The organism is Variovorax sp. YR216 (genome assembly GCF_900107745.1).
Classification (GTDB): Bacteria; Pseudomonadota; Gammaproteobacteria; order Burkholderiales; family Burkholderiaceae_C; genus Variovorax.
Window position 1 is genome coordinate 425,244 of record NZ_FNRO01000003.1, and the last position, 26,049, is coordinate 451,292.

Genomic DNA, 26,049 nt, shown 5'->3' on the forward strand with positions numbered 1-26,049 from the left:
TTTTCTTTTTTGGTGGCTCTTCACGGACTCGAACCGCGGACCTGTGGATTATGATTCCATCGCTCTAACCGACTGAGCTAAAGAGCCGAGCCCAGAATTATAACCTGCTCGGAGGGCGGTCTTCAGTCCCGGTCGAAGTTTTCCGAACCTCCGGCCCCGCGGCGGGAAGCTCGCCTGCATCGCCCGGCGCGCGCCGAGAGGTAAAAATCCGCCGATGTCCGCGACCACCACTATTCCAGAACGCCACGGCGACATGCCCGACGACCAGCTCATGCTGGCCTACGCGGGCGGGGATGCGTCCGCCTTCGACCTGCTGTACGCGCGCCATGAGAGCGGGCTCTTCCGTTTCGTGCGCCGGCTTCTCGGTGTGCGCCTTGCGGCCGAAGTCGGCGAGGTCTTCCAGCAGACGTGGGCGCGCATCGTCTCGTCGCGCGACACCTTTTCGCCGGAGGACACCTCCTGGCGCGTCTGGGCTTTCACGATCGCGTACGAGCTCGCCATCGAACAGCTCCGCCTGAGCGGCCGGCAGGCGGTGTTCTATGCGCACGATGAGGATGGCGATGGCCTCGAGGCCGCGCGCATCTTCGGCATCGGCGTGCTGCGCGGCGCCGCCGACGCGCATCCATCGGCACAGGAGCTGGCTTTCTGGCGTGCCGCGGGGCGCCGGCTGCAGGCCTGCCTCGACGAGCTGCCAGACGACCAGCGCGCGGCCTTCCTGCTTCATCACGAAGAAGGCTTCACGGTCGAGGTGCTGGCGCGCGCGATTGGCGTCGATGTCGACACCGTCTGCGACCGCCTGCGCCGCGGCCTCGAGAGATTGCAGGACTGCATGGAGCGGTACTTGACCGTGCTGGAGCGCCACGCATGAGTGCCGATGAGACCGGCCTCGGTGACCTGCACGACCCGCGCCTGTGGCGGGCGCTGGAACACGCGCCGGATCAGGGCGCGGCACCCGACTGGCGGGTGCGCAAGGAGATTCTGATGCAGGCACACGCCGCGATCGGCGAACCGGATCCGGAAGACGCCGAGGCCGATCTGGAGCGCGCAGCGCAATCCTGGTGGCACCGTCTTGCCGAGAGGCGCGAGGTCCGGGAAAAGCCGAAGCGGCGCTGGCCTGCCGCAGTCGCAATGGCCATGGTCGCCTTGGTGGCAGTCATGCTCTGGCGGCGCGAGCCCGGTTCCCCCCCGCCCGCGCCTTCGCTCGACGAAAAGACGCCCGTGGCTGCGAGTTCGCCGATGCCCGATGAGGCGCCGACTCCGGCGTCCTTGGAATCCCGACCGCCACCGAGCGATCCCTCGTCAGTCCCGCTGCTGCCGCCGAGCTTCTTCACGAAGCCGGAGCTGCCTGCGCCGGCGCCTGAGTCGCCATCAGCGCCCAGTCCGGAGCCCACGCCGCCGGCGAAGAAGACGGCAGCGGCGCCGCCTGCTCCTCCTTCCCCGCCAGCGCAGGCACAGTCGCCCCCGGCTTCGCAGAAGGCTCAGAAAGCGCCGCTGCCTGCGCCAGCATTGCCACCGGCGGTATCGCCGTCCCCGCAGCGCGATGCGGTGGCCTCCGCGAAGCCCGCGATGCCGCCCGCGCCCGCGGCTTCATCGTCGGTTCGCACGGATGAGACCGAACCGCCGACCTTCGATGCCCTTGCACAGTGGAATCGCATCACGATCTCGAAGCGCGGAGGCGAAAGCCGCAGCCTGCCGCGCGCCGAGGCGCGCGAAGTCAGCGCCCTGATGGCTTCGGCAGCGCTTTCGGCAGTGGGCCCCCGGCCGCTCAAGGGCGCGCCGGAATGGCGCGTGACGCTGGAGCGCGGCGCCGAGGTGCTGGCGGTCTTCGAGGTCTCGGGGCCTCAGGTGCGCTGGCGCGAAGGCCGGACGCCCGCCGCCACCGGCACTCCGTCGGCGGGCTCGCTATCGGCGCTGCGCAATACGCTCGAACGTGCGGTGCAGGAACCGCAGGCCGCGCCGGTCGAGTCGCGCAGCCCCTGAGCCGCCTTATTCGTGCTTGAAGTTCGGCGCCCGCTTGGTCAGGAAGGCGTCCATGCCTTCCTTCTGGTCGGCGGTTGCGAAGAGCGAGTGGAACAGCCGCCGCTCGAACATCACGCCGTCCGACAGGCCGCTTTCGAACGCGCGGTTGACCGATTCCTTGGCGGCCATCACCGAGAGCTGCCCGAAGCCCGAGATCACGAGCGCCGCGCCCAATGCTTCTTCCATGAGCTTGTCCAGCGGCACGATGCGGCTCACCAGCCCGGCGCGCTCGGCTTCGGCGGCGTCCATCATGCGGGCGGTCAGGACCATGTCCATCGCCTTGCTCTTGCCGACCGCGCGCGGCAGGCGCTGCGTGCCACCTGCGCCGGGGATCACGCCGATCTTGATCTCGGGCTGGCCGAACTTCGCGTTGTCGGCGGCGATGATGAAGTCGCACATCATCGCCAGCTCGCAGCCACCGCCGAGTGCGAAGCCCGCGACCGCGGCGATCACCGGCTTGCGGATGGAGCGGATGGCTTCCCAGTTGCGGGTGATGAAGTCGCCCTTGTACGCATCGAGAAAGGTGTACTTGGCCATCGCCGCGATGTCCGCGCCGGCGGCAAACGCCTTCTCGCTGCCCGTGACGATGATGCAGCCGATGGCGTCGTCGGCATCGAACGCCTTGAGCGCCTGGCCAAGCTCGGTCATCAGTGCGTCATTGAGCGCATTGAGCGCCTTGGGGCGGTTGAGCGTGATGATGCCGACCTTCTCGGCTTCGACCCGTACTTCGATGTTCTCGTAGCTCATGCGTATCTCCTTTGTCCTTGAAAACAAACCTCGGTCGGGGCCTGCGGCGCGTTAGTGCCGAGTCAGCCAGGATGCAAGCTTCGCGGCGTCCTGCGCGAACAATCGCCATGTCGTCACGCCGGCAGGCAGCGTTACCGGCAGCCGCACCAACCGCCGATCGCGCGCGACCAGCGCTGTGAATTTCTTCAGCGGGCCGAGATAGAGCGCCAGATCGTCGAGCCGCGCGATGCGCCAGCCCTGTACCGCGCGACCCTTGGCAGCCGGCATCTCGATGCCGATCCATTCGTCGTTGGCAGAGAAGCCGGCCTGTTCGGCCGCGCCGCCGCGAAGAACCGCCTTGACCTGAACGGAACCGTTCGCTTCGGCCACTCGCAACCCGAGTTCCTGCGCGCGCTGCGCCGGATCATCCAATGCGGCGACGCCATGGGCGCGCAGCAGGTCGGGCAACGGCAGTTCATCCGTTGAGTGAACCCAGCGCGCGATCTCCTTCGCGAACGAGCGCCCGCCCGCCGTTTCGAGCGCGGCCGCGAAATCGGCCTCGTCGATCGGGCCACCCTCGCTCCGGGTCCAGAGCAGGCGCATGACCTGGTCGAGCGTTCCCTTGCCCTCTGCTCGCAGCGTGAGGTCGAAGCACAGAGCGACCAGCGCGCCCTTGGTGTAGTAGCTGACCGTGGTGTTCGGCGTCTGCTCGTCCTGCCGGTAGTACTTGACCCAGGCGTCGAAGCTCGCCTCGGCCACGGATTGCACGAGCCGTCCGGGCGTCTGCAGCACCTGGTTGGCCGTCTTGTTCAGGAGCTTGAGGTAGGTGGCGTCGTCGACGAGTCCCGCGCGGCGCAGCAGCAGGTCGTCGTAGTAGCTCGTGAACCCTTCGAAGAGCCACAGCAGGCGCGTATAGTTTTCCTGGCCGTAGTCGTAGCTGGCGAACTCGGCGGGCCGCAGGCGCTTCACGTTCCAGGTGTGGAAATACTCGTGGCTGATCAGCCCGAGCAGCGTGGTGTAGCCGTCGGGCTGCTTGCGCGCTTCGAGCTGGGGCAGGTCGCGGCGCGTGCAGATGAGCGCAGTCGAATGGCGGTGCTCGAGGCCGCCGTAGCCGTCGTCCACCGCATTGAGCATGAACACATATCGATCGTGCGGCGGCTTGGGGCCGTGGCGCTTGCCGACCTTGTCGCCTTGCCAGAAGCGCATCTGCGTCTCGCAGATCGCGCGGGTGTCGGCGAGCAGCCGCGCGCCGTCGAAGGAGGCGGGCGCTCCGGCGACGACGAAGCGGTGCGGCACGCCGCAGGCTTCGAATTCGCCGCTCCAGAAGGCGCCCATCTCGACCGGGCTGTCGGCCAGTTCGTCGTAGCCCGAGGCCAGGTACTTGCCGAAGCCGTGGCGATCCGTGTGCGCCGCCTTCAGCGCGGTGGCGCAGGACCAGCGCGGGCCGTCCTTCGGCGCAGCGGGCGCGACGATCTCGATGGCGTGCGGCGCATCGGTTTGACCTTCGACCCGCAGGCAAAGGCTGGTGCCGTTGAAGAAGCCGCGGTCCTCGTCGAGCCAGGCGGTGCGCACCGAGTTGTCGTAGGCGCATACGTCGTAGCGAAGCTCCAGCGGCTTGCCGGGCGTGCAGTCGATTTCCCAGGTGCACTTGTCGATCTGCCGGGCGGTGAGCTTGCGACGGCCCTGCGCTGCGCGCAGGTTCTGCAGGTTCTTCGAGAACTCGCGCACGAGATAGCTGCCCGGAATCCAGACCGGCAGCGCAACCCGCTGGAGCGCCGCGGGTTCATCGATGACGAGCGACACGCCGAACAGGTGCGCCCTGCGATCCGCGCACTCGACGCGGTAGTGGATGGCCGGCGCGGCCATCAATTGAGCGCTGCGAGTTGCTTCTCGACCTGTGCAGCGGGAATCGCCCCCGGCGCGCGCGTGCCGTCGCTGAAGAACAGCGTCGGTGTGCCGGTCACGTTGTACTTCTGGCCGAACTCGCGATTTCGCGTCAGCGCGGCGGTGTCGCATTCGCCGGCTTCCGGCGTCACGCCGCGCTGCATCCAGTCGTTCCAGGCCTTGGCCTTGTCCTTGGCGCACCAGATGTTGCGCGCCTTGACCACCGAATCCGGACCCAGCACCGGGTACAGGAAGAGCTGGATGGTGACGTTGTCGACCTTCGTCATGTCGCGTTCGAACTGCTTGCAGTAGCCGCAGTTCGGGTCTGCGAACACCGCGAGCTGCCGCTTGCCGTTGCCGCGCACGATCTTGATCGCGTCCTTGGAGGGCAGCTTGTCGAACGCCACTTCGCTGAGCTTCTCGATGCGCTCCTCGGTGAGATTGCGGCGTGCCTTCACGTCGATCAGGTTGCCCTGCAGCAGGTAGTTGCCCTGCTCGTCGGTGTAGAAGATCTCGAAGCCGTTGATGCGCACTTCATACAGGCCCGGCAGCGGCGCCTTGGTGACCTCGTCGATCTTGGCGAACTGCGGAATGCGCGCGGCCAGGTTCTTGCGGATCTCGGCTTCGCCGGCCGAAGCGGTCAGGGCGTGGCCGAGGGCGAGCGTGGCCAGGGTGGCGAGGAGGGGGCGTGCGAGTTTCTTCATGGTGGTGTTCCCGGCATTCATTGCAGGCCCATGGCCTGCCGAGCGATCCAGTTCTTGACGAGCCGTGTGCGGTCGAAACCGCGCATGCCCCAGTTGCGCAGCGCCGGCAATGGATCGGCGCTGTGCGCGAAAAGTTGCTGCAGGCCGTCGGTGGCGATGCTCATCGACCACACGCCGGTGCGGCGCGCGCGCTCGTAGCGGCGCAACAGGCGTGGATCTCCGACGCTGCGCCAGTAGTCGCGCGACTTGATGACTTCCGCCAGTGCCGCGGCATCGCCGAGGCCCAGGTTCAGCCCCTGGCCCGCGAGCGGGTGGACGGAATGAGCGGCATCGCCTGCGAGCGCCCACGCGGCGCCGTTGTCGAAGCGCCCGGTCCAGCGCTCGGCGATGGCGCGCTGAAGCGGCCAGGCCGCCCGCTCGCTGGTCAGCTTGAGCGCGCCGAGCGCGTCGTGCGTCGCTTCGCGAAGACTGGCGCAGAACTCGTCGACGCTCTGTGCGAGCAGTTCAGGTGCACGAAGCTGGTCGACCGACCACACCAGCGCGAGCGAACGGTCGAGCGCGTGGGCGTCGGCGGGCCGGTTCGCATCGGCGAGCGGCAGCAGCGCCAGCACCTCGCCCTTGTCGTTGAACCATTGCCGTGCAGTGCCGTCGTGCGGACGCTCGGCTTCGAGCCTCGCAGCGATTGCATGCTGGGGATAGCGCGTGACGTCATGGCCCACGCCGAGCGCTTCGCGCGTGGCACTCATGCGCCCCTCGCAAATGACGGTGAGCGGCGCCGCGACCGGTTCGTTCACCACTTCGATGCGGGGCTGGAAGCGCACCGCATCGCTCAGCTGCCGTTCGAGCGCCGGCACGTCGACGATCCACGCCAGCGCCTCGACCTTCTGGCGGGCGGCGCTGAACTGCACCCGGCCGCCTTCGTCGCCGTAGACCAGCATCTCGCGCACGGGCGTCGCATGGGCGCTGTCGGGCCAGGCGCGCAGCGATTCGAGCAAGGCCTTGGAGGCGGCATTGAGCGCGTAGGCGCGAACATCCTCCGTCGAGGGCTTCGTCTCGGGCGCCACCAGCGCCACGCGCACGCGCTCGCGCGCCAGCAGCAGGGCCAGGGTGCGTCCGACGATGCCGGCGCCGCGAATGCAAACCTCGGGGGGGAGAGCCATCGTGGCATTGTAGGAGGACCCTCCGCGGTCGGCGGCATGCGGGAGAATCGCCGCTTCTGAATATTTGGATGCGCGTTCCGTGAAAACCTCCGAATTCGATCTCCAGGCCACGATCGCCCGCCTTTTCGTCTATCCGGTCAAGTCCTGCGCCGGCGTCGAGGTGTCGGAAGCGCTGCTCATCGAGACCGGTCTCGAATTCGATCGCGCATGGATGGTGGTCGACGAGGCGGGCGAATTCGTCTCCCAGCGCGAATTGCCGCGCATGGCGCTCATCCGGCCGCAACTCAAGCATTCCGAGATGGTGCTCCGGGCGCCGGGCATGCTCGCCTTGCACATCGCCTTCGACCGTGTCGAGGCGCCGGCGCGTGTGCGGGTGTGGGACGACGAAGTGGCGGCCTACGACATGGGCGATCTGGCGGCCCAGTGGTTCAGCGACTTTCTTTCAGAGCCGGGCAAGCCGAGAAAGCTGCGCATGGTGCGCTTCGATCCCGAGGAGCGGCGGTTGTCGAGCCTCAAGTGGACCGGCGGCGTGGAGGCCCTCAATCAGTTCGCGGATGGCTATCCGGTGCTCGTCGCCAGCGAAGGATCGATGGCCGAGCTCAATGCGCGCCTCGCGGCGGCGGGTCACGATGCGGTGGGGATCGAGCGATTCCGCCCCAACGTGGTTCTCGCAGGCATCGAGGCGCATGACGAAGACCGCGTCGAGACGCTGCACATCGCGACGCAGGAGGGCGAAGCCAACCTGAGGCCTGTCAAGCCGTGCGCCCGCTGCCCGATTCCCGACATCGATCCCGCGACCGCCGCGAGCAGCCCCGAAGTCGGCGACACGCTGCGCACCTACCGCGCGGATCCGCGCGTCGACGGCGCGATCACCTTCGGGATGAACGCGATCGTGCTCGCGGGCGTGGACCATGCCCTGCGGGTCGGCCAGCGCGTCGGCGCCAACCTGCGCTTCGAGTGACGCGGGCGCCCTGGAGGCCGGGCGCCTAAAATGACCGGTTCCCCCAAAGATTTCTGAAAGCACCCGCCATGAGCCTCCAGTGCGGCATCGTTGGCTTGCCCAACGTCGGCAAGTCCACTCTTTTCAACGCGTTGACCAAGGCTGGCATCGCCGCCGAGAACTATCCGTTCTGCACGATCGAGCCGAACGTCGGCGTGGTCGAGGTGCCGGATCAGCGCCTCCAGCAATTGGCCGAGATCGTCAAGCCCGAGCGCATCGTCCCCGCCATCGTCGAGTTCGTCGACATCGCGGGCCTCGTGGCCGGCGCGAGCCAGGGTGAAGGCCTCGGCAACCAGTTCCTCGCCCACATCCGCGAAACCGACGCGATCGTGAACGTGGTGCGCTGCTTCGAGGACGACAACGTGGTCCATGTGGCCGGCCGGGTCGATCCGATCTCGGACATCGAAGTCATCCAGACCGAGTTGTGTCTCGCGGACTTGTCGACCGTGGAGAAGGCGCTCGCACGCCACACCAAGACCGCGCGCTCGGGCGACAAGGAAGCCATCAAGCTCGTCGGCCTGCTGGAGAAGTGCCAGGCCGCGCTCAACGACAACAAGCCGGTGCGCTCGGTCGAGTTCAGCAAGGAAGACCGGCCGCTGATCAAGCAGTTCTCGCTGATCACCGCGAAGCCCGCGATGTTCGTCGGCAACGTGGCCGAGGACGGCTTCGAGAACAACCCCTTCCTCGATCGCCTGCGCGAATACGCCGCCGCGCAGAATGCGCCGGTCGTGGCCATTTGCGCCAAGATCGAAGCCGAGCTGGCGGACATGGACGACGAGGACCGCAAGATGTTCCTCGCCGAGATCGGCCAGGAAGAGCCGGGCCTGAACCGCCTGATCCGCGCCGCCTACACGCTGTTGGGCCTGCAGACCTACTTCACGGCCGGCGTGAAGGAAGTGCGCGCATGGACCATCCACATCGGCGACACCGGCCCGCAGGCGGCCGGCGTGATCCACACCGATTTCGAGAAGGGCTACATCCGCGCCCAGACCATCGGCTTCAGCGACTTCATCGCCTACAAGGGCGAACAGGGTGCGAAGGACGCAGGCAAGATGCGCGCGGAAGGCAAGGAGTACGTCGTCAAGGACGGCGACGTGATGAACTTCCTGTTCAGCTCCTGAGCACGGTTCCTGCTTCCGACAAAGGCATTGATGATCACGGTCCACCACCTCGACAATTCGCGCTCGCAGCGCGTGCTGTGGCTGCTCGAAGAGCTGGGCGTGCCGTATGAGATCGTGCGTTATCAGCGCGACCCGAAGACGATGCTTGCGCCAACTTCGTTGCGCGCGGTGCATCCGCTGGGCAAGTCACCGGTGGTGACCACCGACGACGGCGTGACGCTGGCCGAGTCGGGCGCGATCGTCGAGACGCTGATCGAGCGCTACGGTCATGGCCGGCTCATTCCGCCGGCCGGTACGCCCGAAGCCGTCCGCTACCGCTACTGGCTGCACTTCGCGGAAGGGTCGGCGATGTCGCCGCTGCTGCTCAAGCTGGTGTTCGACCGGATCGAGAAGGCGCGCATGCCCTTCTTCGCAAAACCCATTGCGAAGTCGATCGCGCAGAAGGCCAAGTCCAGCTTCGTCATGCCGAACATCCGGGCGCATCTGGATTTCATGGAAGCCGAGCTGGGCAAGAGCCAGTGGTTCGCGGGCGACTCGTTCACCGGCGCTGATATCCAGATGAGCTTCCCGGTCGAAGCCGCGGCAGCGCGCGGCGGCCTCGATGCATCGCGGCCGAGGTTGATGGCCTACCTGGAGCGCATCCACGCGCGTCCCGCATATCAACGCGCATTGGAGCGCGGCGGCCCTTATGGCCTTTTGAGCTGAGCGGCCGCGGCTTCAGTTCGGCCAGATATAGAGCAGCGCCACCGTCATCGTGACGTAGCGCAGGAACTTGCCGATCGCCATGTAGGCCACGCAAGGCCAGAAGGAAAGCTTCAACCATCCGGCCACCGCGCACAGCGGATCGCCGACGATTGGCAGCCAGCTCAGAAGACATGCCTTGGGCCCGAGGCGTTCGAGCCATGCGAGGGCGCGCAGGTGCGTCTTCGAATGCGAGTACTTGTCCGCGACCTTGTGGGCACCATAGCCCATCCACCAGTCGACGGCGCCACCGAGCGTGTTGCCGACGGTGGCGACGAAGATCGCCGGCCAGAACAGCTCCGGATTGAGGTGGAGCAGGCCGAACAATGCAGGCTCGGAGCCCACGGGGATCAGCGTGGCCGATACGAAAGCGGCGATGAAAAGCGTGCTGAGCCCGTACTGTGGCAGTGCGAGAACGCCGAGAAGTGAGTCGAGCCAAGCTTGCATGAGCGCCGGAGTATAGAAAGGCGCTCATGCACTGGCGTGTAGGTGCAAGTATGGATACCGACTGTCGCGGACTTGGCATCAGGATGCGCAATGAGTGCAAATCGTTGCAGCCGACGGATGCCCGCCCCGCTACAATCGTGCCTCATTTTTCAGCAGCCCGGCGCGCGCGCCACTCTCCTTTCATGACTTTGCACATCGGCAACATCGCGCTGGAAAACAGCCTGTTCGTCGCGCCCATGGCGGGCGTCACGGACCGGCCGTTTCGCATGCTGTGCCGCGAACTCGGTGCGGGTTATGCGGTGAGCGAGATGGTCACTTCGCGCAAGGAACTCTGGAACAGCCTCAAGACATCGCGGCGCGCCAATCACGATGGCGAGCCCGGCCCCATTTCGGTGCAGATCGCAGGCACCGATGCCGACATGATGTTTGAGGCCGCGCAATACAACATCGACCGTGGTGCGCAGATCATCGACATCAACATGGGCTGCCCCGCGAAGAAGGTCTGCAACAAGTGGGCCGGCTCGGCATTGATGCGTGACGAGCCGCTCGCGCTCGAGATCGCCGAGGCGGTCGTCAGGGCTGCTGCGCCGCACAACGTGCCGGTCACGCTCAAGATGCGCACCGGCTGGAGCGAAGACCATCGCAACGCTGTCACGCTCGCGCGCCGCTTCGAAGCGGCTGGCGTGCAGATGCTCACCGTGCACGGACGCACGCGCGAGCAGGGCTACAAGGGCCACGCTGAATACGACACGATCGCGGCGGTCAAGGCCGCGGTACGGATTCCGGTTGTCGCCAACGGCGACATCACTTCACCAGAGAAAGCGCGCGACGTGCTGGCGCTGACCGGCGCGGACGCCATCATGGTCGGTCGTGCTGCGCAAGGCCGCCCGTGGATCTTTCGCGAGATCGCGCACTTCCTCGACACGGGTACGCACTTGGCCCCGCCGTTGGTGGCCGAAGTGCGTCGTCTGATGCTCGATCACCTGAAGGAGCACTACGCCCTCTATGGCGAATACAGCGGCGTGCGAACGGCGCGCAAGCACATCGGCTGGTATGTGCGTGCGCTCCCCGGAGGCGAGGCGTTCCGCTTCGCGATGAACGCGATCGAGGATTGCGACGCGCAATGGCATGCGGTCGCCGCGTTCTTCGACCGGCTCGCCGGACAGATGGACCGCATTCCTGCCGCAGCCGAGGGCTCGCTCGATTCCGTGGACGAACAAACAGCCGATGCACTGGCGTAAGAAGAGCCGAACGAGGAGAAGAAGAGAAAGCCATGAGCAAGAAACACATCGAAGACTGCGTACGCAGCAGCCTGGACAGTTATTTCCGTGATCTCCGAGGGACCGAACCCGATGGCATGTACGACATGCTGGTTCGTGTCGTCGAAAAGCCATTGCTCGATGTCGTCATGACGCGGGCCGAAGGCAATCAATCCAAGGCCGCGCAATGGCTCGGCCTGAACCGCAACACGCTGCGCAAGAAGCTGGTCGAACACAAACTGCTGAAGTAACTCCTGATGAACGCACTGATTTCCGTTTCCGACAAGACCGGCATCCTCGAATTTGCCCAGGCGCTGCATGCGCTGGGCATCAAGCTCCTTTCCACCGGCGGCACCGCCAAGCTGCTCGCCGACGCCGGTCTGCCGGTGACCGAAGTGGCCGAAGTCACGGGCTTTCCCGAAATGCTCGATGGCCGCGTGAAGACGCTGCATCCCAAGGTGCATGGCGGCCTGCTCGCGCGCCGCGACGTGCCGGCGCACATGGCGGCGCTGAAGGAGCACGGCATCGACACGATCGACCTGCTGGTGGTCAATCTCTATCCCTTCGAAGCCACGGTGGCCAAGCCGGGCTGCACGCTCGAAGACGCGATCGAGAACATCGACATCGGCGGCCCCGCGATGGTGCGTAGCGCCGCCAAGAACTGGAAGGACGTCGGTGTCCTCACCGACGCCTCGCAATACCCGGTGGCGCTGGCCGAGTTGAAGGCGAACGGCAAGCTTGCCGACAAGACGAAGTTCGCTTTCTCGGTCGCCGCGTTCAATCGCATCAGCCAGTACGACGGCGCGATCAGCGATTACCTCTCGCGCATCCAGGAAGACGGCACGCACACCCTGTTCCCCGGCCAGAGCAATGGCCGCTTCGTCAAGCTGCAGGATCTGCGCTATGGCGAGAACCCGCACCAGCAGGCCGCGTTCTACCGCGACCTGTATCCGGCGCCTGGCTCGCTGGTGACGGCCAAGCAGCTCCAGGGCAAGGAGCTCAGCTACAACAACATCGCAGATGCGGATGCCGCCTGGGAGTGCGTCAAGAGCTTCGATGTGCCGGCCTGCGTGATCGTGAAGCATGCCAATCCCTGTGGCGTCGCCGTGGGCAAGGATGCCCACGAGGCCTACAGCAAGGCTTTCAAGACCGATCCGACTTCGGCCTTCGGCGGCATCATCGCCTTCAACCGGCCGATGGACCGCGCCGCCGCCGAAGCGGTGAGCAAGCAGTTCGTCGAAGTGCTGATGGCGCCCGGCTATGCGCCAGACGCGCTCGAGGTGTTCAAGAGCAAGGTCAACGTACGCATCCTCGAGATCGCGCTGCCGCCGGGCGGCAAGACCGACTGGGAGAACGGCCGCAACGCTGTCGACGTCAAGCGCATCGGCTCGGGCCTCTTGATGCAGACGGCGGACAACCGCGAACTGTCGGCGGATGAGCTCAAGGTCGTGAGCAAGAAGCAGCCGACACCGCAGCAGCTTCAGGACCTCCTGTTCGCATGGAAGGTCGCGAAGTACGTCAAGAGCAACGCGATCGTGTTCTGTGCCGACGGCATGACGATGGGCGTCGGCGCGGGCCAGATGAGCCGGCTCGATTCGGCGCGTATCGCGAGCATCAAGGCGCAACACGCGGGGCTCACGCTATCGGGCACGGCCGTGGCGAGCGATGCGTTCTTCCCGTTCCGCGACGGTCTCGACGTCGTCGTTGATGCGGGCGCGACCTGCGTGATCCAGCCCGGTGGCTCGATGCGCGACCAGGAAGTCATCGATGCCGCAGACGAGCGCGGCGTCGTGATGGTCTTCTCCGGCGTCCGCCACTTCCGGCATTGAGCCCGCGGCCGGGTACGGCCGCGCGGCCTAGTTGCTGCCGTCCGAGAAGCGATATTTGAGCTGGAAGCTGATCGCCCCATAAAGGCGATCCTTGTAGCTGGGGATGACCGACACGTTCAGTCCCCAGTGCGCGCCCTCGATCGCGGCGACGGGAATCAGGGCCGGGAACCAGCCGCCTTCCCTGTAGTTGGGATAGCCGTTGAACCCACCCACGACGGCGCCGAGCTTCACGCCGTAGAACTCGAAGGGCATCACGTACAGGCCGATGTAGTTCGAGTACTCGCGATCGCTGTTGCGGAACCTGCCGGCCGTGGCCGAGAAAGTCTTGTCGATCGGCCACTCGATGCCGATGCCGGGGTTCGCATCCTCCAGCCCCTTGTTGCGATCGAAGTGCAGGGAATAGAAGCCCGGGTTGATCCAGACCTGGCTGATGTCCGCGACTTGGGCGAAGGCCAGGCCAGGCAGGAGCAGGCTGGCGCCTGCCAGCGTCGACAACAACTTCATGATGATCAGAGGGTTGCGAAGATCTGGCGTGCCGCTTCGATCGTGGCGGCGATGTCGTCATCGCTGTGTGCTGCGCTGACGAAGCCTGCCTCATAGAGCGCGGGCGCGATGTAGACGCCGCGGTCCAGCAGGCCGTGGAAGAGGGTGTTGAATTTCGCGCCGTCGCTCTTCATGACGGCCGTGTAGTTCTGCGGCAGCGCGTCGAGCAGGAAGAAGCCGAACATGCCGCCTTCGCTGTCTGCGCTGAACGGCACGCCCTCGGCTTTCGCAGCCGCCTCCAGGCCCTCGACCAGCGCGCGCGTCTTCTTCGATAGCGCTTCGAAGAAGCCGGGCTTGGCCACTTCCTTGAGCGTGGCAAGTCCGCAGGCGGTCGCTACCGGGTTGCCCGACAGCGTCCCGGCCTGGTAGACCGGGCCGAGCGGCGCGAGGTGTTCCATGATCGCGCGCGGGCCGCCGAATGCCGCAAGCGGCATGCCCCCGCCGATGACCTTGCCAAGCACCGTGAGATCGGGCGTGATGCCCAGCACGCCTTGCGCGCCGCGCGCGCCGACGCGAAAACCGGTCATGACCTCGTCGAACACGAGCAGCGCGCCATTCTGGGTGCAGAGCTCACGGCAGCGCTTGGCAAAGGCCGCGCTGGCGCGCACGAAATTCATGTTGCCTGCAATCGCCTCGATCACCAGGCACGCGATCTCATGGCCGTGCAGCGCGAAGGTTTCTTCAAGCTGGGCGATGTTGTTGTATTCGAGCACCAGGGTGTGCTGCACCACCTCGGGCGGCACGCCGGCGGATGTCGGATTGCCGAACGTCGCGAGGCCCGAGCCTGCCTTCACCAGCAGCGCGTCGGCATGTCCGTGATAGCAGCCCTCGAACTTGATGATGTACTTGCGGCCGGTCGCGCCGCGCGCGAGGCGCAGTGCGCTCATCGCGGCCTCGGTGCCCGAGCTGACGAGCCGGACCATTTCCATCGAGGGCACGAGCGCGAGGATCGCTTCCGCGAGTTCGATTTCGCGCTCGGTCGGCGCCCCGAACGAAAAGCCCTCGGTGACGGCGCGCTGCACGGCCTCGACCACCGCGGGATGCCCGTGGCCCAGGATCATCGGACCCCATGAACCGATGTAGTCGATAAAGCGCTTGTCCGTGGCGTCCCAGAAGTACGCGCCCTGCGCGCGCTTCACGAATCGCGGCGTGCCGCCGACGGCGCGGAACGCGCGCACCGGCGAATTGACGCCGCCGGGGATGACGGCGCGGGCGCGCTCGAAAAGGACTTCGTTCTGATCAGTGTGTGGCATCGGGCGAGTATCTGTCATGGCGGTGACTGGACATGCGGCCTCGCCGACAGATCAATGGCGGGTGTCGTGCGGGGGGAGGGCGAAATCCGGCGGCGAATCCGGGTCGCCGTTGTCCTCTTCCTCTTCCGGCTGGGCCCAGAAGAGACGGTCCGGCAACACATGGCCCATGCCCGGCCGGAAGCCGGCGTCGAGGCAGCGGTCCATGTAGCTCAGGGCCTCGGTGGCGGCGGCCGCGAGATCCGTGCCGCTCGCAAGCAGCGCGGCAAGCGCCGCCGACAGCGTGTCGCCGGCGCCCGCGAAGACGGCATCGAGGCGCTCGTACTTCTCGCTGGCGAGCACCGATTGCGGCGATGCCAGCACGTTGTCGATGAACTGCTCGGGCAGCATGATCCCGGTGACCAGCGTGTAGGGCACGCCGAATTCGCCCGCCGCCTTGGCGATGTCGCGCGCGCTTGGCGGGCGCTCGCCGCTCCAGTCGGGCAGAAGCCAGCGCCACAGCGTGCTGTGGTTGCCGACCAGCACGGTGGTCTGCGGCAGCACGAGGTCGCGGAAGGCATCGAGGTAGGCGTCGATCTGGGTCTCGTCCCACCACGACAGGTTGGGCATGTAGGCCACCACCGGGACCTCGGGATAGTCGGTCGCGGTCTCGGCCACGTTGCTCAGGTTCTCGGGTGAGCCGACGAAGCCGATCTTGATGAGCTGGACTTCCACGTCTTCCAGGATGGATCGCGCCTGCTCCGACACCGCTTCTTCATCAAACGCAAAGAAGTCGAAGATTTCGGCCGTGTCACGCGCGTAGGCGCCCGTGACGACGGGTAGCATGTGGGCCCCCACGGAGGCCATTGCCACTGCGTCCGCGGCCAGGCCGCCCGCGCCGCTCGGATCGTTGGCATTGAAGACGAGCACGCAGGGCGGATTCGCGTCGCTTTCCGCAGTGTCTTCGTCGTTCTGGGGGTCGGTAAGATCGCTCACTTTGTGGTCGTGCTCTGCTGGTAGTAGGGAAGTTTTCATACCCGATAACAACTCACCGGCATGGTGGCATATCTGAGACGCTTATCACGAGATTTATTGATACGTTTGGATACGATCGTTGCATTTGATGAACAGGGACTTTAAGCTGCGATGAATACGAAAACCTGGATGTGCCTGATTTGCGGGTGGATCTACGACGAGTCGGTCGGAGTACCAGAAGATGGTATTGCGCCCGGTACGGCGTGGGCAGATGTTCCGATGAACTGGACCTGCCCGGAATGTGGGGCACGCAAGGAAGATTTCGAGATGGTTGAGATCTGAAGCGTGGCATAGGGCCGCGCTTCCTGTGCTCCTGAAGGAGCACAGCGGTCCAATCCCAGGCGTCACAAGGAGCGGTGCAAATGAGCGCGAATGGATCCGGCTACAAGGTGCTTGTCATCGACGACAGCAACACCATTCGGCGCAGCGCCGAGATCTTCCTCAAGCAGGGCGGTCACGAGGTTCTCCTCGCCGAAGACGGCTTCGACGCCCTCTCCAAGGTCAACGACCACAAGCCGCACCTCATTTTTTGCGACATCCTGATGCCGCGGCTCGACGGCTATCAGACTTGCGCCATCATCAAGCGCAACTCGCACTTCTCCAATGTTCCCGTCGTGATGCTCTCGTCGAAAGACGGTGTGTTCGACAAGGCGCGCGGCCGAATGGTCGGCTCGCAGGACTACCTCACCAAACCCTTCACCAAAGACCAATTGCTCAACGCTGTGCAGCAGTTCGGCACTCTTCAGGAAGCGTAGTAAATGCCCATTCGCAAAGTGCTCGTGGTCGACGACTCGAAGACCGAGCTGGTTTTCCTCACCGACCTTCTCCAGAAAAACGGCTTTTCGGTGAAGACTGCGGAGAACGCCGACGACGCGATGCGCCGCCTCGAGGAAGAGCAGCCGGACCTGATCCTGATGGATGTCGTCATGCCCGGCCAGAACGGCTTCCAGCTCACGCGCGCGATTGCCCGCCATCCGCAATACGCGGCGGTGCCGATCATCCTGTGCACCAGCAAGAACCAGGAAACCGACCGCGTCTGGGGCATGCGTCAAGGCGCGAAGGACTACATCGTCAAACCGGTCAATCCGGCAGAGTTGATGGCCAAGATCAGCGCGCTGGCCTGATTCCAGCAAGCTTTCGATTCTCATGGCCAATCGAGACGCTCTCCGTGCATTCCAGTCCCGGCTTGCCGGCCGCCTGCAGGCTGCGCGCACGTCGGGTGTTTCCGCGTCGTGGCTCGCGGTCGAGGCCGGCGATGCCAACTACCTGTTCCCGCTCGGGCACGCGGGCGAGATCTTCCCCTGGGTGCAGCCGCAGCATGTGCCGTACACCGAGCCGTGGTTCCTCGGCGTGGCCAACCTTCGCGGCGGCTTGTACGGCGTGGTCCAGCTCGCCGGCTTCCTGACCGGCGCGCAAGCCGCGCCGGCGACCAGCGAGGCGGCGCATGCGCAGTCCCGCCTCGTGGCGCTCAATGAGTTGCTCGAAGTCAACTGCGCCCTGCTGATCGACCGGCTGGTCGGATTGCGCGGTGTGGACGCCTTTGTGGCCTCCGAGGCGCCAGGCGCCGATGCGCCCGCCTGGCTCGGCCATTCGTACACTGATTCCGCGGGCGCGCGCTGGCAGGAGATCAATCTCCAGGCGCTTTCCCAGCAACCCCGTTTCCTGAGCATCGGCGCCTGAGCGCTGGGCCCTGCACCGACCACAAACTGAAGGACCGACCGTGAGCTCGATCGCCGACAAGTTCAAGAAGTTCATGCCCGCGAGCGGCGGCAACGTCAGCGTGGGCGCCGACAGCGCCGCCACGCTGTCGATGGATAACATCGAAACCGTGCAGACACCGGATGAATCGACAGTGGCGATTCCGCGCGATGCCGCGAAGTCGTCGGCGACGCTGGCGGCGGAGGCGGGGCCGGGTGGCGACGCGGGCTCCTCGACGGACCCCGGTCCGCAGATCGAGGACGCAATCCCGGCCGCATCGGCAAGCGGCGCTTCGAGGTCGCGCTCCAAACGCTCGCAGCGTTCCAGCCCGGCCCGGCAGCAGCGGATTCTTGCGCTGGCGTTGGCCGGCGTGGTGCTTTTGCTGATGCTGGTCGCGGGCTCGGCCATTCTGCGGGCCGAACGTCTGGCGCAGCAGGTGGCCGCCACCGGCCAATCGCTGATGCAGTCGCAGCGTCTCGCCAAATCGGTCTCGCAGGCGCTGGTCGGCAATGTGAGCGCCTTCACCGAAGTCAAGGAAAGCTCGGAAGATCTGAGCCGCCGGGTGCAGGGTCTGGCGAGCGGTGACGATTCGCTCAAGCTGGAGCGTGTCGGCAGCCAGTACGACATCGAGCTCGGCAAGATCACGCCGCTGGTCGAGCGCGCAGACAAGAGCGCCAAGGCGGTCATGGCCCAGCAGAAGATCCTGACGCAGGTCGGCAACGCGCTTCGCGACATCAATCGCCAGTCCTCCGACCTGCTCGAAATGACCGAGACCGTCGCCTCGCTGAAGATGCAGCAGAGCGCGACCCTGCCGGAAATCTCCGCTGCGGGCCAATTGGTCATGCTGACTCAGCGCATCGGCAAGTCCGCCAACGAATTCCTGACGGTCGAAGGTGTGAGCCCCGACGCGGTGTTCCTGCTCGGCAAGGACCTGAACTCGTTCCAGGAAATCACGCGCGGCCTGCTCGACGGCAGCGCCCAGCAGCGCCTGCCCGGCACCCGCGACGCGCAGACCCGGCAGCAACTCGAAGCCATCCTGAAGACCTACGAACAGACCCGCACGCAGGCCAGCGCCATTCTGGGCAACCTGCAGGGCCTGGTTGCCGCGCGCGAAGCGCAGGCCGCGATCCTGGCCGACAGCGAGCCCCTGCGCAACGCGCTGGGCGATCTGCAGGAAAAGCTCTCGGCACGCACCGGCCTGGGCGCCGGCACCGTCGTGATGCTGTTCGTGTTGTCGCTGGCCGCCCTGGCGCTGGCCGGTGCGATCGGCTTCGTGCAGGTCCGCGAAGGCCGCGAACGTGCGGCGTCCGCCGAGCGCGAGCGTGTCGAGGCCGAGCGCGCCAGCGAAGATGCCGCACGCGTCAATGCCGCCAACCAGGCGGCCATCTTGCGCCTCATGAATGAACTGCAGACCGTTGCCGAAGGCGATCTGACGCAGGAAGCCACCGTGACCGAGGACATTACCGGCGCCATCGCCGACTCGGTGAACTACACGGTGGAAGAACTGCGCCTCCTGGTGGGCAACGTGCAGAACACGGCGACCCGCGTGGCGCACACCACGTCGCAGGTGGAAAGCACATCGACCGAGCTGCTCGCCGCTTCGACGGAACAGCTCCGCGAGATTCGCGAAACCGGCCAGTCGGTGCTCACGATGGCGGAACGGATCAATGGCGTGTCCTCGCAAGCGCAGGAATCGGCGACCGTGGCGCGCCAGTCGCTGCAAGCGGCCTCTTCCGGCCTGCAGGCGGTGCAGAACGCCATCGGAGGCATGAACGCCATCCGCGACCAGATCCAGGAAACCTCCAAGCGGATCAAGCGCCTCGGCGAATCGTCGCAGGAGATCGGTGAAATCACGGAGCTGATCTCGGACATTACCGAACAGACGAACGTGCTCGCACTCAACGCCGCCATCCAGGCCGCATCTGCCGGTGAAGCCGGCCGCGGCTTCTCGGTGGTGGCGGAAGAAGTGCAGCGACTCGCCGAGCGTTCCGCGGATGCAACGCGCCAGATCTCGGCGCTCGTGAAGGCGATTCAGACCGACACCCAGGATGCGGTGGGCGCCATGGAGCGTTCCACGCAGGGTGTGGTCGAGGGCGCGAAGCTGTCCGACAACGCCGGTACCGCACTGTCCGAGATCGACCGCGTGTCGCGCCGTCTGGCGGACCTCATCGAGCAGATCTCGATGTCTGCGTCCCGCGAAGCCGACTCCGCCAACGTGGTGGCGGCCAACATCCAGCACATCTTCGCCGTGACCGAGCAGACCGGCGAAGGCACGCGCACCACGGCGCAGCAGGTCCGCGAGCTCTCGCATATGGCCGAGGAGCTGCGTCAGTCGGTGGCTCGTTTCAAGATTTCCTGAACGCCGAGCGCCCAACGTGTCGATTCAAAGTCCCGCCGCCCACACCGCCGGCAATGCGCCGGCAACGGAAGATCTTGGGCCGCTGGCCTGGGTTCTCGGAGAAATCCAGAAATCGCTCGATGCCGTGGGCAAGACCTTGCGGCGCTTCTCCCGCGATGCCGCGTCGGCCCTGCCGGGTTCCGAAATCGACAGCATGCCGGTGCGTCAGGCCCGGCAGCAACTGCACCAGGCTGTCGGCGCGCTACAGATGGTGGGTCACACCGCGCCCGCCCTCGTGCTCGGCGCGATGGAGTTCGCGGTCCAGAGCTTCGTCACCGAGCCGCTGCGCTGCAACGATGCCGCGGTCCAGAAGATCGAGCGCGCCGGTTTCGCGGTCGCCGATTTCCTGAACGCGGTGGTCGCGGGCAAGACCGTCTCGTCGGTCGCGCTGTTCCCGCAGTACCGCGAGGTCCTCGAGCTGGTCGGCAACGAGCGCGTCCATCCGGCCGATCTCTGGAACATGACCTGGCGCTGGGTCGAGATCAAGCCGGCGCCGACCCAGACCGCGCTGGTGTACGACCCTGCGGTGCGTTCGAAACTCGACCGCGAGGTCCTGCAGGTCGTCAAGAGTGGCGATGACCATGCAGCCCGCCGCTTGCAGGCCCTGTGTCTCGGGCTTGGCCGTGGCGCCTCGGTGCCGAGGGTCGCGAGCTTCTGGACGCTCGCTGCCGGTTTTTTCGAGGCACTGGCGCTGGCGCTCATTCCTGCGGATTCACACGTGAAGCGCGCCGCTTCGCGCGTGTTGTTGCAGTACGCCACGCTGGCGCGCGGTGACAACACCGTGTCCGACCGACTCGGCCAGGACCTTCTCTTCTTCTGCGCCCAGGCCGTTCCCGGAACGGGCGACGAAGCCGCGACGCTGCGCGCGGTGCGCGCGGCATGGGGAATTTCCAACGAGCAGAAGGTCGACTACACGATCGAGCAGTTCGGCCGCTTCGATCCGCTGGTGCTCGCGCAGGCGCGCAAGCGCATCGAGACTTCGAAGGAAATGTGGTCGGCGCTGTCCGGCGGCGACGTGGGCCGCACGCGGCAGGTCGTGGAGACCTTCGCGCAGCTCGGTGAGTCGCTCCAGAAGCTGCATCCGCCCAGCCTGCCGATGGTGCAGGCGCTCAACAATGCGGTCGACGCCTCGGTCCGCTCCGGCCAGCCGCCCGCCACCGAACTCGCGATGGAAGTCGCCACCTCGGTGCTCTACCTCGAAGCCGCCTTCGAGGATCTGGATCCGCAGGACCGGCAACTCACCGCGCGCACGATTCAGCTCGCCGGACGCATCGAACGCGCTCGCGACGGGGGGCGCTCGGAGCCGCTCGAGCCCTGGATGGAGGAGCTCTACCGCCGCGTGAGCGACCGTCAGACCATGGGCACCGTGGTCGGCGAGCTGCGCAGCCATCTGGCCGAGCTCGAGAAATCGCTCGACCAGTTCTTCCGCCGTCCGACAGAGAAGGGCCTTCTGCGCAACGTGCCGTCGCAGCTTCTGCAGATGCGCGGAGTGTTTTCGGTACTGGGCCTCGATCAGGCCGCGCAGACCGTCCAGCGCATGCGCGAGAACGTCGACCAGCTGCTTGCCGAAGAGTCGCCGACCGACGAGATCCGTGCTTTCGACTCGCTCGGCAACAACCTGGGCGCGCTGGGTTTCCTGATCGACATGCTCAGCTACCAGCCTGCGCTGGCCAAACGGCTGTTCGTGTTCGACGCCGACATCGGCGAACTCAAGCCTCTGATGGGCCGGCAGGCCAGCGATGCGTCGTCGGACGCGGCTGCGCCAGCGGCCTTTGCATCGGCGTCCGGTCCGGTCGCGGTGACCGAAGCGGTCATGAGCGTCGAGCAGGTCGATGCGCAGATCGCCGCCAAGCTCGCTGCGCTCGCCACAACACCCGGCGCGCGCAAGTCGCCGCCGCCATCGCCGATCGAGGAATTCAGTCAGGCGGCCACGAGCTGGACGTCCAAGATCACCGGCCCCGCACCGCTCGAGGCGTTGCCCGACACCGAGGTGACCGAACTGGAGGAAGACGACCTCCAGAACATCTTCCTCGACGAAGCCCGCGAGGTCCTGCACAACGGCCTGGCGGCTGTGTCGGCGCTCGGCGCGCGTCCTGATGACGAAGGTGAGCTGACCGTTCTGCGCCGTGCCTTCCATACGCTGAAAGGCAGCTCGCGCATGGTCGGGCTGATGGATTTCGGCGAAGCCGCATGGTCGCTCGAGCAGGTGCTGAACACGTGGCTGGCCGACCAGCGCCCGGCGACGCCCGAACTGCTCACCGGTACACGCAACACGCTCCAGGACTTCGCCCAGTGGGTGGAGGCGATCGCCGCGGGTGGTTCGCACGGCTGGAAGTCTGCGCCTTTCCTCGCGATCGCCGAATCGCTGCGTACGGGCGAGCCGCTGGAAACTCCGGCGCGCGTTGCCGATGCCGAGGCGCTGGTCGCCGCGGCGCGCCACATTGCCGCCGAAGCCGCAGCCGAAGTGCCGCCGGCTCCGATGGAGCCTGTGCCGCTGCCTGAGCTGCCGGACCTGCCCGATCTTCGTGATCTGGAGCTTGAACTCGACCTGGACTTGAAAGGCGCAGAAGCGCAGCCGGCCGATGTGCCGGCGCAAGCGCCTTCCATGGATTCCGCGGTCGCGCACGCCGAAGAACCCACCGTCTGGTCGGGCCTGGACGGGACCCCGGACGAGTCCCTGCAGACTGCACCGGAACAACTTCCCTCGGACGCTCCGCGTTCCGACGAAGGATTTGCGTCGACGGACTTCCTCGACTTCGATGCCAAACCCGAACCGCCGCCCGAGGAGGCTGCGTCGCTGGGCGAATACGACGACGGCGATTTCCTGGAAACCGTCCACACGGCGCTCGAGCCGTCCCTCGTGTCGGCTGCGTCGCGGACGAAGCCTGAGCCCGAAGAGCTGCCGCCGCTGGAACTCGAGCGCGAAGTCGCCGCGGTCCTGCAGCCCGAGGCCGAACCGGAACCGAGGGTCGAGGAGGTCGCAGCCGAGCCGGCATTGGCACCCACCCCGGAGCCCGAGCTTGCCGAGCTTGCCGAACTCGCATTCGCACTGGGTCTCGAACCCGAAGTCCCGGCTGTGCCCGAGCCGATGGTCGAAGTCGAGGCGTCTGCCCCCGCTGAAACGCCCGTCATCGATGAGTTGCCGGTTGCGCACGACGAAGTGCGGGCCGAGATGGCTGCGCCGGAAATCCCGCCCGTCCACGTGGCGGAGCCGCCGGTCGAGGCGGTTGCGGCAGCGCCCGAAGAACCCCAGCCGGAGCGCACGCCGGTCTTGAGCGCCGAAGAGCAGGTCAAGGTCATCGGCCCTCTGCGCATCGGCATCGCGCTCTACAACGTCTATCTGAACGAAGCCGACGAATGGTCGCGCCAGCTTGCGACCGAGGTGGGCGAATGGGCGCTCGAAACGCACCAGCGCGTCCCGATGTCCGCGATCGGCCTTGCGCATTCGCTGGCCGGCAGCTCCGCCACGGTGGGGTTCCAAAGCCTCTCGGGCATGGCGCGCCTGTTCGAGGCCGCGCTCCAGCATCTGCACACACAGGGCCGGGGCACGCCCGAGCAGGGCGCGGTGCTGGTCGCTGCAGCCGAGGAAGTCCGGCGCCTGCTGCATCAGTTCGCAGCCGGGTTCCTGCGGGAGCCGGCTGAAGACACCGTGGAAGCGCTGCGCAACGTCGAGGCGTCGCAGCTGCCCGTGGAGACGGTCGAGCCGGCCGCCGCCCCGCTTCACCTGGTGCGAAATGTCGGGTCCGACGTGTCGCTCGACGATTCCGACGACGCTTCGGATGTCGTCGATGCGGTCGATATGGACCTCTTCCCGATCTTCGAGGAAGAAGCCAACGAGCTGCTGCCGCAGCTCGGCGCCGCGTTGCGCGATTGGGTGCAGAACCCCGAAAGCAGTGCTTCGCGCGCCTCGTCGCTCCGTACGCTCCACACGCTGAAAGGTAGCGCACGGCTGGCGGGTGCCATGCGTCTGGGCGAGCGCGCCCATCGCATGGAATCGGACATCGAGGCGATTGGCGCCGAAGGTGCCGACCGGCAAGCGATCGAGCAGGTGCTGACGCGCTTCGATGCCCTTCAGGCCAACTTCGATGCGCTGCGGGCTGCGGACGATGCGACGCAGGCCGAACTGGTCCAGCGTGCCGCGACGCCGCCGGCGCCTGTCGCTCTTGCGGTCGCACCGGAGGCGAAGGCGCCTGCGACGCCGCCGGTTGTCGAGGCGGCTACGCCTGAACACGAAGCCGAGGCGGAAGCCGCGCCGGCTGCCGCCGAGCCCGCCGGCGAACCGCTCGCGGGGCGCGCCACGATCGCCGCGCCCTCGCCGTCGGTGCTCACGCCGCTGCGTGCGGTGTCGAGCCAGGCGGTCCGCATCCGCACTCACCTGCTCGACCGTCTCGTGGCCCAGGCAGGTGAAGTCATCATCACGCGCTCGCGTCTCGAAGCCGAACTGGGGCAGTTGCGCAGTTCGCTGACCGATCTCACCGGAAACCTCGACCGCCTGCGCCAGCAGCTGCGCGACATCGAGGTGCAGGCCGAGAGCCAGATGCAGTCGCGCCTCGCGCAGGCCAAGGATTCGCAGCAGGGCTTCGATCCGCTCGAGTTCGACCGCTTCACCCGCGTGCAGGAACTCACCCGCATGATGGCCGAGTCGGTCAACGACGTGGCCACCGTGCAGCGCACGCTCCAGAAGACGGTCCAGGCCACGGAAGACGACTTGAGCGCGCAGGCGCGGCAGACGCGCGAACTGCAGCGCGGCCTGCTGCGCACGCGCATGGTGGAGTTCGAGGGCATCTCGGACCGTCTGTATCGCGTCGTTCGGCAGGCGTCGAAGGACACCGGCAAGCAGGTGCGACTCGACATCACCGGCGGCTCGATCGAGATGGACCGTGGCGTCCTCGAGCGGATGACGCCCGCCTTCGAGCATCTGCTACGCAACTGCGTCGCGCACGGCATCGAAGATGCGGCGGTGCGCGAGAAGGCCGGCAAGGACCCGAGCGGCCTGATCGTCATCGAGCTGCACCAGGAAGGCAACGACGTCTCGGTGAGCTTCCAGGACGATGGTGGTGGTCTCAAGTACGAGCGGATCGTCGCCCGCGCGCGTGCGCTCGGCCTCGTCGCCGAGGGCCAGCAGCTCAGCGATGAAGAGGCGGCGGAGCTGATCTATCAGCCCGGCTTCTCGACGGCCGAGCAGGTCTCCGAACTGGCGGGCCGCGGCATCGGCATGGACGTGGTCCGCGCGCAGGTCGCCGGCCTCGGCGGCCGCATCGAGACCCGCAGCAAGCCGGGGCAGGGGACGACCTTCAAGCTGGTCCTGCCGCTCACCACGGCGGTGACGCACGTCGTGATGATGCGCGCCGGCGGGGTCAACATCGGGGTGCCTTCCAATCTTGTGGAACTGGTGTTGCGCGCCGGTGCGTCCGAGCTTGAGAAGGCCTATCTGGACCAGCACTACCCATTCGGTGGCGAGGACGTGCCCTTCTACTGGGCCGGTGCGCTGCTGCAGTCCTCTCCGGGCAGCGAACGCGCGCCGGGCAAGGCGAACACGATCGTGGTCGTGCGAAGCGCCGCGCAGCGCGTGGCGCTGCACGTGGACGAAGTGCTGGGCAACCAGGAAGTCGTGGTGAAGAACCTCGGCCCGCAGCTTTCACGGCTGCCGGGCATGGCGGCGATCTCGGTGCTCGCTTCGGGCGCCGTGGCGCTGATCTACAACCCGGTCGCGCTTGCGGCGGTCCACAGCGACAAGGCTCGCGCCTTCCAGGCTTCGGCAAACCGCGGCAGGGCGACCCCGGATGTTGGTGGCACAGCGCCGCAGACGCCGGTCGTTCAGGTCCCCGCGCAGGTGCCGCTGGTGCTGGTGGTGGACGACTCGATCACCGTGCGGCGCGTCACGCAGCGTCTGCTGCAGCGCGAAGGCTATCGGGTGGCGCTGGCGGCCGATGGCCTGCAGGCGCTCGAACGACTGCAGCAGGAGCGCCCCGCGGTCGTCCTGTCGGACATCGAGATGCCACGCATGGACGGTTTCGACCTGGCGCGCAACATCCGCGCGGACCAATCGCTGGCCGACCTGCCGATCATCATGATCACCTCTCGGATCGCCGAGAAGCACCACGACCATGCGCGTGCGCTGGGCGTCAATCACTACCTCGGCAAGCCGTATTCGGAAGAAGAACTGCTGCGACTCGTGCGCAGCTACACGGGCGTCGAATTGCCGGTCGCGCTCGTGGCGTGATGAGGCACACCCCCAGGCTTGCTCACTTCGTGT

22 protein-coding genes and 1 tRNA gene are annotated in these 26,049 nt (G+C 66.4%); 14 read left to right on the forward strand and 9 right to left on the reverse strand.

The window, feature by feature from the left end:
• Nucleotides 1–10: 10 nt before the first annotated feature.
• Nucleotides 11–87, reverse strand: a tRNA-Met gene (locus tag BLW05_RS11885).
• Nucleotides 88–214: 127 nt separating this feature from the next.
• Between BLW05_RS11885 and BLW05_RS11890 the strand changes: the two genes are divergently transcribed.
• Both BLW05_RS11890 and BLW05_RS11895 read left to right on the forward strand, forming a co-directional pair.
• The gene (locus BLW05_RS11890) at nucleotides 215–868 is read left to right on the forward strand and encodes a sigma-70 family RNA polymerase sigma factor (protein ID WP_256330215.1); all 654 of its coding nucleotides are present in this window, start codon (nucleotides 215–217) and stop codon (nucleotides 866–868) included.
• Nucleotides 865–1,980, forward strand: coding sequence for a hypothetical protein (locus BLW05_RS11895; protein WP_093162740.1), 1,116 nt, complete (start codon nucleotides 865–867; stop codon nucleotides 1,978–1,980). The genes BLW05_RS11890 and BLW05_RS11895 overlap by 4 nt, the downstream gene beginning before the upstream one ends.
• 6 nt (nucleotides 1,981–1,986) lie before the next feature.
• Here BLW05_RS11895 and BLW05_RS11900 read toward each other — a convergent pair whose 3' ends face one another.
• Genes BLW05_RS11900 through BLW05_RS11915 form a run of 4 tightly spaced genes read right to left on the reverse strand, consistent with a single transcriptional unit; the run spans nucleotide 1,987 to nucleotide 6,493 of the window.
• Nucleotides 1,987–2,766 carry an enoyl-CoA hydratase gene (locus tag BLW05_RS11900; protein ID WP_093162741.1) on the reverse strand — a complete coding sequence of 260 codons (780 nt, stop codon included), beginning with the start codon at nucleotides 2,764–2,766 and terminating at the stop codon, nucleotides 1,987–1,989.
• A 51-nt stretch (nucleotides 2,767–2,817) separates the two neighbouring features.
• A complete protein-coding gene (locus BLW05_RS11905) occupies nucleotides 2,818–4,611 on the reverse strand; it encodes a M61 family metallopeptidase (RefSeq protein WP_093162743.1) in 1,794 nt (597 codons plus the stop codon).
• Nucleotides 4,611–5,333: a DsbC family protein gene (locus BLW05_RS11910; protein WP_093163163.1), complete on the reverse strand. Its 723-nt coding sequence runs from the start codon at nucleotides 5,331–5,333 to the stop codon at nucleotides 4,611–4,613. Before BLW05_RS11910 ends, BLW05_RS11905 begins: the two co-directional genes overlap by 1 nt.
• Before the next feature lie 17 nt (nucleotides 5,334–5,350).
• Entirely contained in the window at nucleotides 5,351–6,493 is a 1,143-nt protein-coding gene (locus BLW05_RS11915) for an FAD-dependent monooxygenase (protein ID WP_093162745.1), read from the reverse strand.
• Between the two features lie 79 nt (nucleotides 6,494–6,572).
• Here BLW05_RS11915 and BLW05_RS11920 point away from each other — a divergent pair, with 79 nt between their 5' ends.
• From BLW05_RS11920 to BLW05_RS11930, 3 genes are all read left to right on the forward strand, one after another.
• Nucleotides 6,573–7,454, forward strand: coding sequence for an MOSC domain-containing protein (locus BLW05_RS11920; protein ID WP_093163165.1), 882 nt, complete (start codon nucleotides 6,573–6,575; stop codon nucleotides 7,452–7,454).
• Between the two features lie 68 nt (nucleotides 7,455–7,522).
• The gene (ychF, locus tag BLW05_RS11925) at nucleotides 7,523–8,614 is read left to right on the forward strand and encodes a redox-regulated ATPase YchF (protein WP_093162746.1); all 1,092 of its coding nucleotides are present in this window, start codon (nucleotides 7,523–7,525) and stop codon (nucleotides 8,612–8,614) included.
• Between the two features lie 30 nt (nucleotides 8,615–8,644).
• Entirely contained in the window at nucleotides 8,645–9,319 is a 675-nt protein-coding gene (locus BLW05_RS11930; protein WP_093162748.1) for a glutathione S-transferase, read from the forward strand.
• A 12-nt stretch (nucleotides 9,320–9,331) separates the two neighbouring features.
• Here the strand turns inward: BLW05_RS11930 and BLW05_RS11935 are convergent, their stop codons facing one another.
• A complete protein-coding gene (locus BLW05_RS11935) occupies nucleotides 9,332–9,802 on the reverse strand; it encodes a YqaA family protein (RefSeq protein ID WP_093162749.1) in 471 nt (156 codons plus the stop codon).
• 182 nt (nucleotides 9,803–9,984) lie between these two features.
• Between BLW05_RS11935 and dusB the strand changes: the two genes are divergently transcribed.
• From dusB to purH, 3 genes are read left to right on the forward strand one after another with little or no spacing between them, the layout of a single operon-like run.
• On the forward strand, nucleotides 9,985–11,043 hold the full coding sequence (dusB, locus tag BLW05_RS11940; RefSeq protein ID WP_093162751.1) for a tRNA dihydrouridine synthase DusB: 1,059 nt from the start codon (nucleotides 9,985–9,987) through the stop codon (nucleotides 11,041–11,043).
• A gap of 32 nt (nucleotides 11,044–11,075) precedes the next feature.
• Nucleotides 11,076–11,312 (forward strand): Fis family transcriptional regulator, encoded by a 237-nt coding sequence (locus BLW05_RS11945; RefSeq protein WP_068683508.1) that lies wholly within the window; start codon nucleotides 11,076–11,078, stop codon nucleotides 11,310–11,312.
• Nucleotides 11,313–11,318: 6 nt separating this feature from the next.
• Nucleotides 11,319–12,890 carry a bifunctional phosphoribosylaminoimidazolecarboxamide formyltransferase/IMP cyclohydrolase gene (purH, locus tag BLW05_RS11950; protein ID WP_093162752.1) on the forward strand — a complete coding sequence of 524 codons (1,572 nt, stop codon included), beginning with the start codon at nucleotides 11,319–11,321 and terminating at the stop codon, nucleotides 12,888–12,890.
• A gap of 27 nt (nucleotides 12,891–12,917) precedes the next feature.
• On the opposite strand, the gene BLW05_RS11955 is transcribed toward purH, so the two are convergent.
• From BLW05_RS11955 to BLW05_RS11965, 3 genes are read right to left on the reverse strand one after another with little or no spacing between them, the layout of a single operon-like run.
• Nucleotides 12,918–13,394 carry a hypothetical protein gene (locus BLW05_RS11955; protein WP_093162754.1) on the reverse strand — a complete coding sequence of 159 codons (477 nt, stop codon included), beginning with the start codon at nucleotides 13,392–13,394 and terminating at the stop codon, nucleotides 12,918–12,920.
• A gap of 5 nt (nucleotides 13,395–13,399) precedes the next feature.
• Complete coding sequence (gene hemL / locus BLW05_RS11960) at nucleotides 13,400–14,686, reverse strand: glutamate-1-semialdehyde 2,1-aminomutase (RefSeq protein ID WP_093162755.1); 1,287 nt, start codon at nucleotides 14,684–14,686, stop codon at nucleotides 13,400–13,402.
• 51 nt (nucleotides 14,687–14,737) lie between these two features.
• The gene (locus tag BLW05_RS11965) at nucleotides 14,738–15,697 is read right to left on the reverse strand and encodes a bifunctional hydroxymethylpyrimidine kinase/phosphomethylpyrimidine kinase (RefSeq protein WP_093162757.1); all 960 of its coding nucleotides are present in this window, start codon (nucleotides 15,695–15,697) and stop codon (nucleotides 14,738–14,740) included.
• A 111-nt stretch (nucleotides 15,698–15,808) separates the two neighbouring features.
• Here BLW05_RS11965 and BLW05_RS11970 point away from each other — a divergent pair, with 111 nt between their 5' ends.
• From BLW05_RS11970 to BLW05_RS11995, 6 genes are all read left to right on the forward strand, one after another.
• A complete protein-coding gene (locus BLW05_RS11970) occupies nucleotides 15,809–15,979 on the forward strand; it encodes a rubredoxin (RefSeq protein WP_088955233.1) in 171 nt (56 codons plus the stop codon).
• Nucleotides 15,980–16,059: 80 nt separating this feature from the next.
• Entirely contained in the window at nucleotides 16,060–16,452 is a 393-nt protein-coding gene (locus tag BLW05_RS11975) for a response regulator (protein WP_088955234.1), read from the forward strand.
• 3 nt (nucleotides 16,453–16,455) lie between these two features.
• Entirely contained in the window at nucleotides 16,456–16,821 is a 366-nt protein-coding gene (locus BLW05_RS11980; protein WP_093162758.1) for a response regulator transcription factor, read from the forward strand.
• Between the two features lie 22 nt (nucleotides 16,822–16,843).
• The gene (locus BLW05_RS11985; protein ID WP_093162760.1) at nucleotides 16,844–17,377 is read left to right on the forward strand and encodes a chemotaxis protein CheW; all 534 of its coding nucleotides are present in this window, start codon (nucleotides 16,844–16,846) and stop codon (nucleotides 17,375–17,377) included.
• A gap of 73 nt (nucleotides 17,378–17,450) precedes the next feature.
• Nucleotides 17,451–19,754 carry a methyl-accepting chemotaxis protein gene (locus tag BLW05_RS11990; RefSeq protein ID WP_371126939.1) on the forward strand — a complete coding sequence of 768 codons (2,304 nt, stop codon included), beginning with the start codon at nucleotides 17,451–17,453 and terminating at the stop codon, nucleotides 19,752–19,754.
• Between the two features lie 16 nt (nucleotides 19,755–19,770).
• Nucleotides 19,771–26,016, forward strand: coding sequence for a hybrid sensor histidine kinase/response regulator (locus tag BLW05_RS11995; protein ID WP_093162762.1), 6,246 nt, complete (start codon nucleotides 19,771–19,773; stop codon nucleotides 26,014–26,016).
• The last annotated feature ends 33 nt before the right edge of the window (nucleotides 26,017–26,049 follow it).

Excerpts from the sequence above, each read along its gene's own strand:
- BLW05_RS11890 (WP_256330215.1), top strand. The coding sequence starts at position 215 with ATGTCCGCGACCACCACTATTCCAGAACGCCACGGCGACATGCCCGAC.
- BLW05_RS11895 (WP_093162740.1), top strand. The coding sequence starts at position 865 with ATGAGTGCCGATGAGACCGGCCTCGGTGACCTGCACGACCCGCGCCTG.
- BLW05_RS11900 (WP_093162741.1), bottom strand. The coding sequence starts at position 2,766 with ATGAGCTACGAGAACATCGAAGTACGGGTCGAAGCCGAGAAGGTCGGC.
- BLW05_RS11905 (WP_093162743.1), bottom strand. The coding sequence starts at position 4,611 with ATGGCCGCGCCGGCCATCCACTACCGCGTCGAGTGCGCGGATCGCAGG.
- BLW05_RS11910 (WP_093163163.1), bottom strand. The coding sequence starts at position 5,333 with ATGAAGAAACTCGCACGCCCCCTCCTCGCCACCCTGGCCACGCTCGCC.
- BLW05_RS11915 (WP_093162745.1), bottom strand. The coding sequence starts at position 6,493 with ATGGCTCTCCCCCCCGAGGTTTGCATTCGCGGCGCCGGCATCGTCGGA.
- ychF (WP_093162746.1), top strand. The coding sequence starts at position 7,523 with ATGAGCCTCCAGTGCGGCATCGTTGGCTTGCCCAACGTCGGCAAGTCC.
- BLW05_RS11930 (WP_093162748.1), top strand. The coding sequence starts at position 8,645 with ATGATCACGGTCCACCACCTCGACAATTCGCGCTCGCAGCGCGTGCTG.
- BLW05_RS11935 (WP_093162749.1), bottom strand. The coding sequence starts at position 9,802 with ATGCAAGCTTGGCTCGACTCACTTCTCGGCGTTCTCGCACTGCCACAG.
- dusB (WP_093162751.1), top strand. The coding sequence starts at position 9,985 with ATGACTTTGCACATCGGCAACATCGCGCTGGAAAACAGCCTGTTCGTC.
- BLW05_RS11945 (WP_068683508.1), top strand. The coding sequence starts at position 11,076 with ATGAGCAAGAAACACATCGAAGACTGCGTACGCAGCAGCCTGGACAGT.
- purH (WP_093162752.1), top strand. The coding sequence starts at position 11,319 with ATGAACGCACTGATTTCCGTTTCCGACAAGACCGGCATCCTCGAATTT.
- BLW05_RS11955 (WP_093162754.1), bottom strand. The coding sequence starts at position 13,394 with ATGAAGTTGTTGTCGACGCTGGCAGGCGCCAGCCTGCTCCTGCCTGGC.
- hemL (WP_093162755.1), bottom strand. The coding sequence starts at position 14,686 with ATGCCACACACTGATCAGAACGAAGTCCTTTTCGAGCGCGCCCGCGCC.
- BLW05_RS11965 (WP_093162757.1), bottom strand. The coding sequence starts at position 15,697 with ATGAAAACTTCCCTACTACCAGCAGAGCACGACCACAAAGTGAGCGAT.
- BLW05_RS11970 (WP_088955233.1), top strand. The coding sequence starts at position 15,809 with ATGAATACGAAAACCTGGATGTGCCTGATTTGCGGGTGGATCTACGAC.
- BLW05_RS11975 (WP_088955234.1), top strand. The coding sequence starts at position 16,060 with ATGAGCGCGAATGGATCCGGCTACAAGGTGCTTGTCATCGACGACAGC.
- BLW05_RS11980 (WP_093162758.1), top strand. The coding sequence starts at position 16,456 with ATGCCCATTCGCAAAGTGCTCGTGGTCGACGACTCGAAGACCGAGCTG.
- BLW05_RS11985 (WP_093162760.1), top strand. The coding sequence starts at position 16,844 with ATGGCCAATCGAGACGCTCTCCGTGCATTCCAGTCCCGGCTTGCCGGC.
- BLW05_RS11990 (WP_371126939.1), top strand. The coding sequence starts at position 17,451 with ATGCCCGCGAGCGGCGGCAACGTCAGCGTGGGCGCCGACAGCGCCGCC.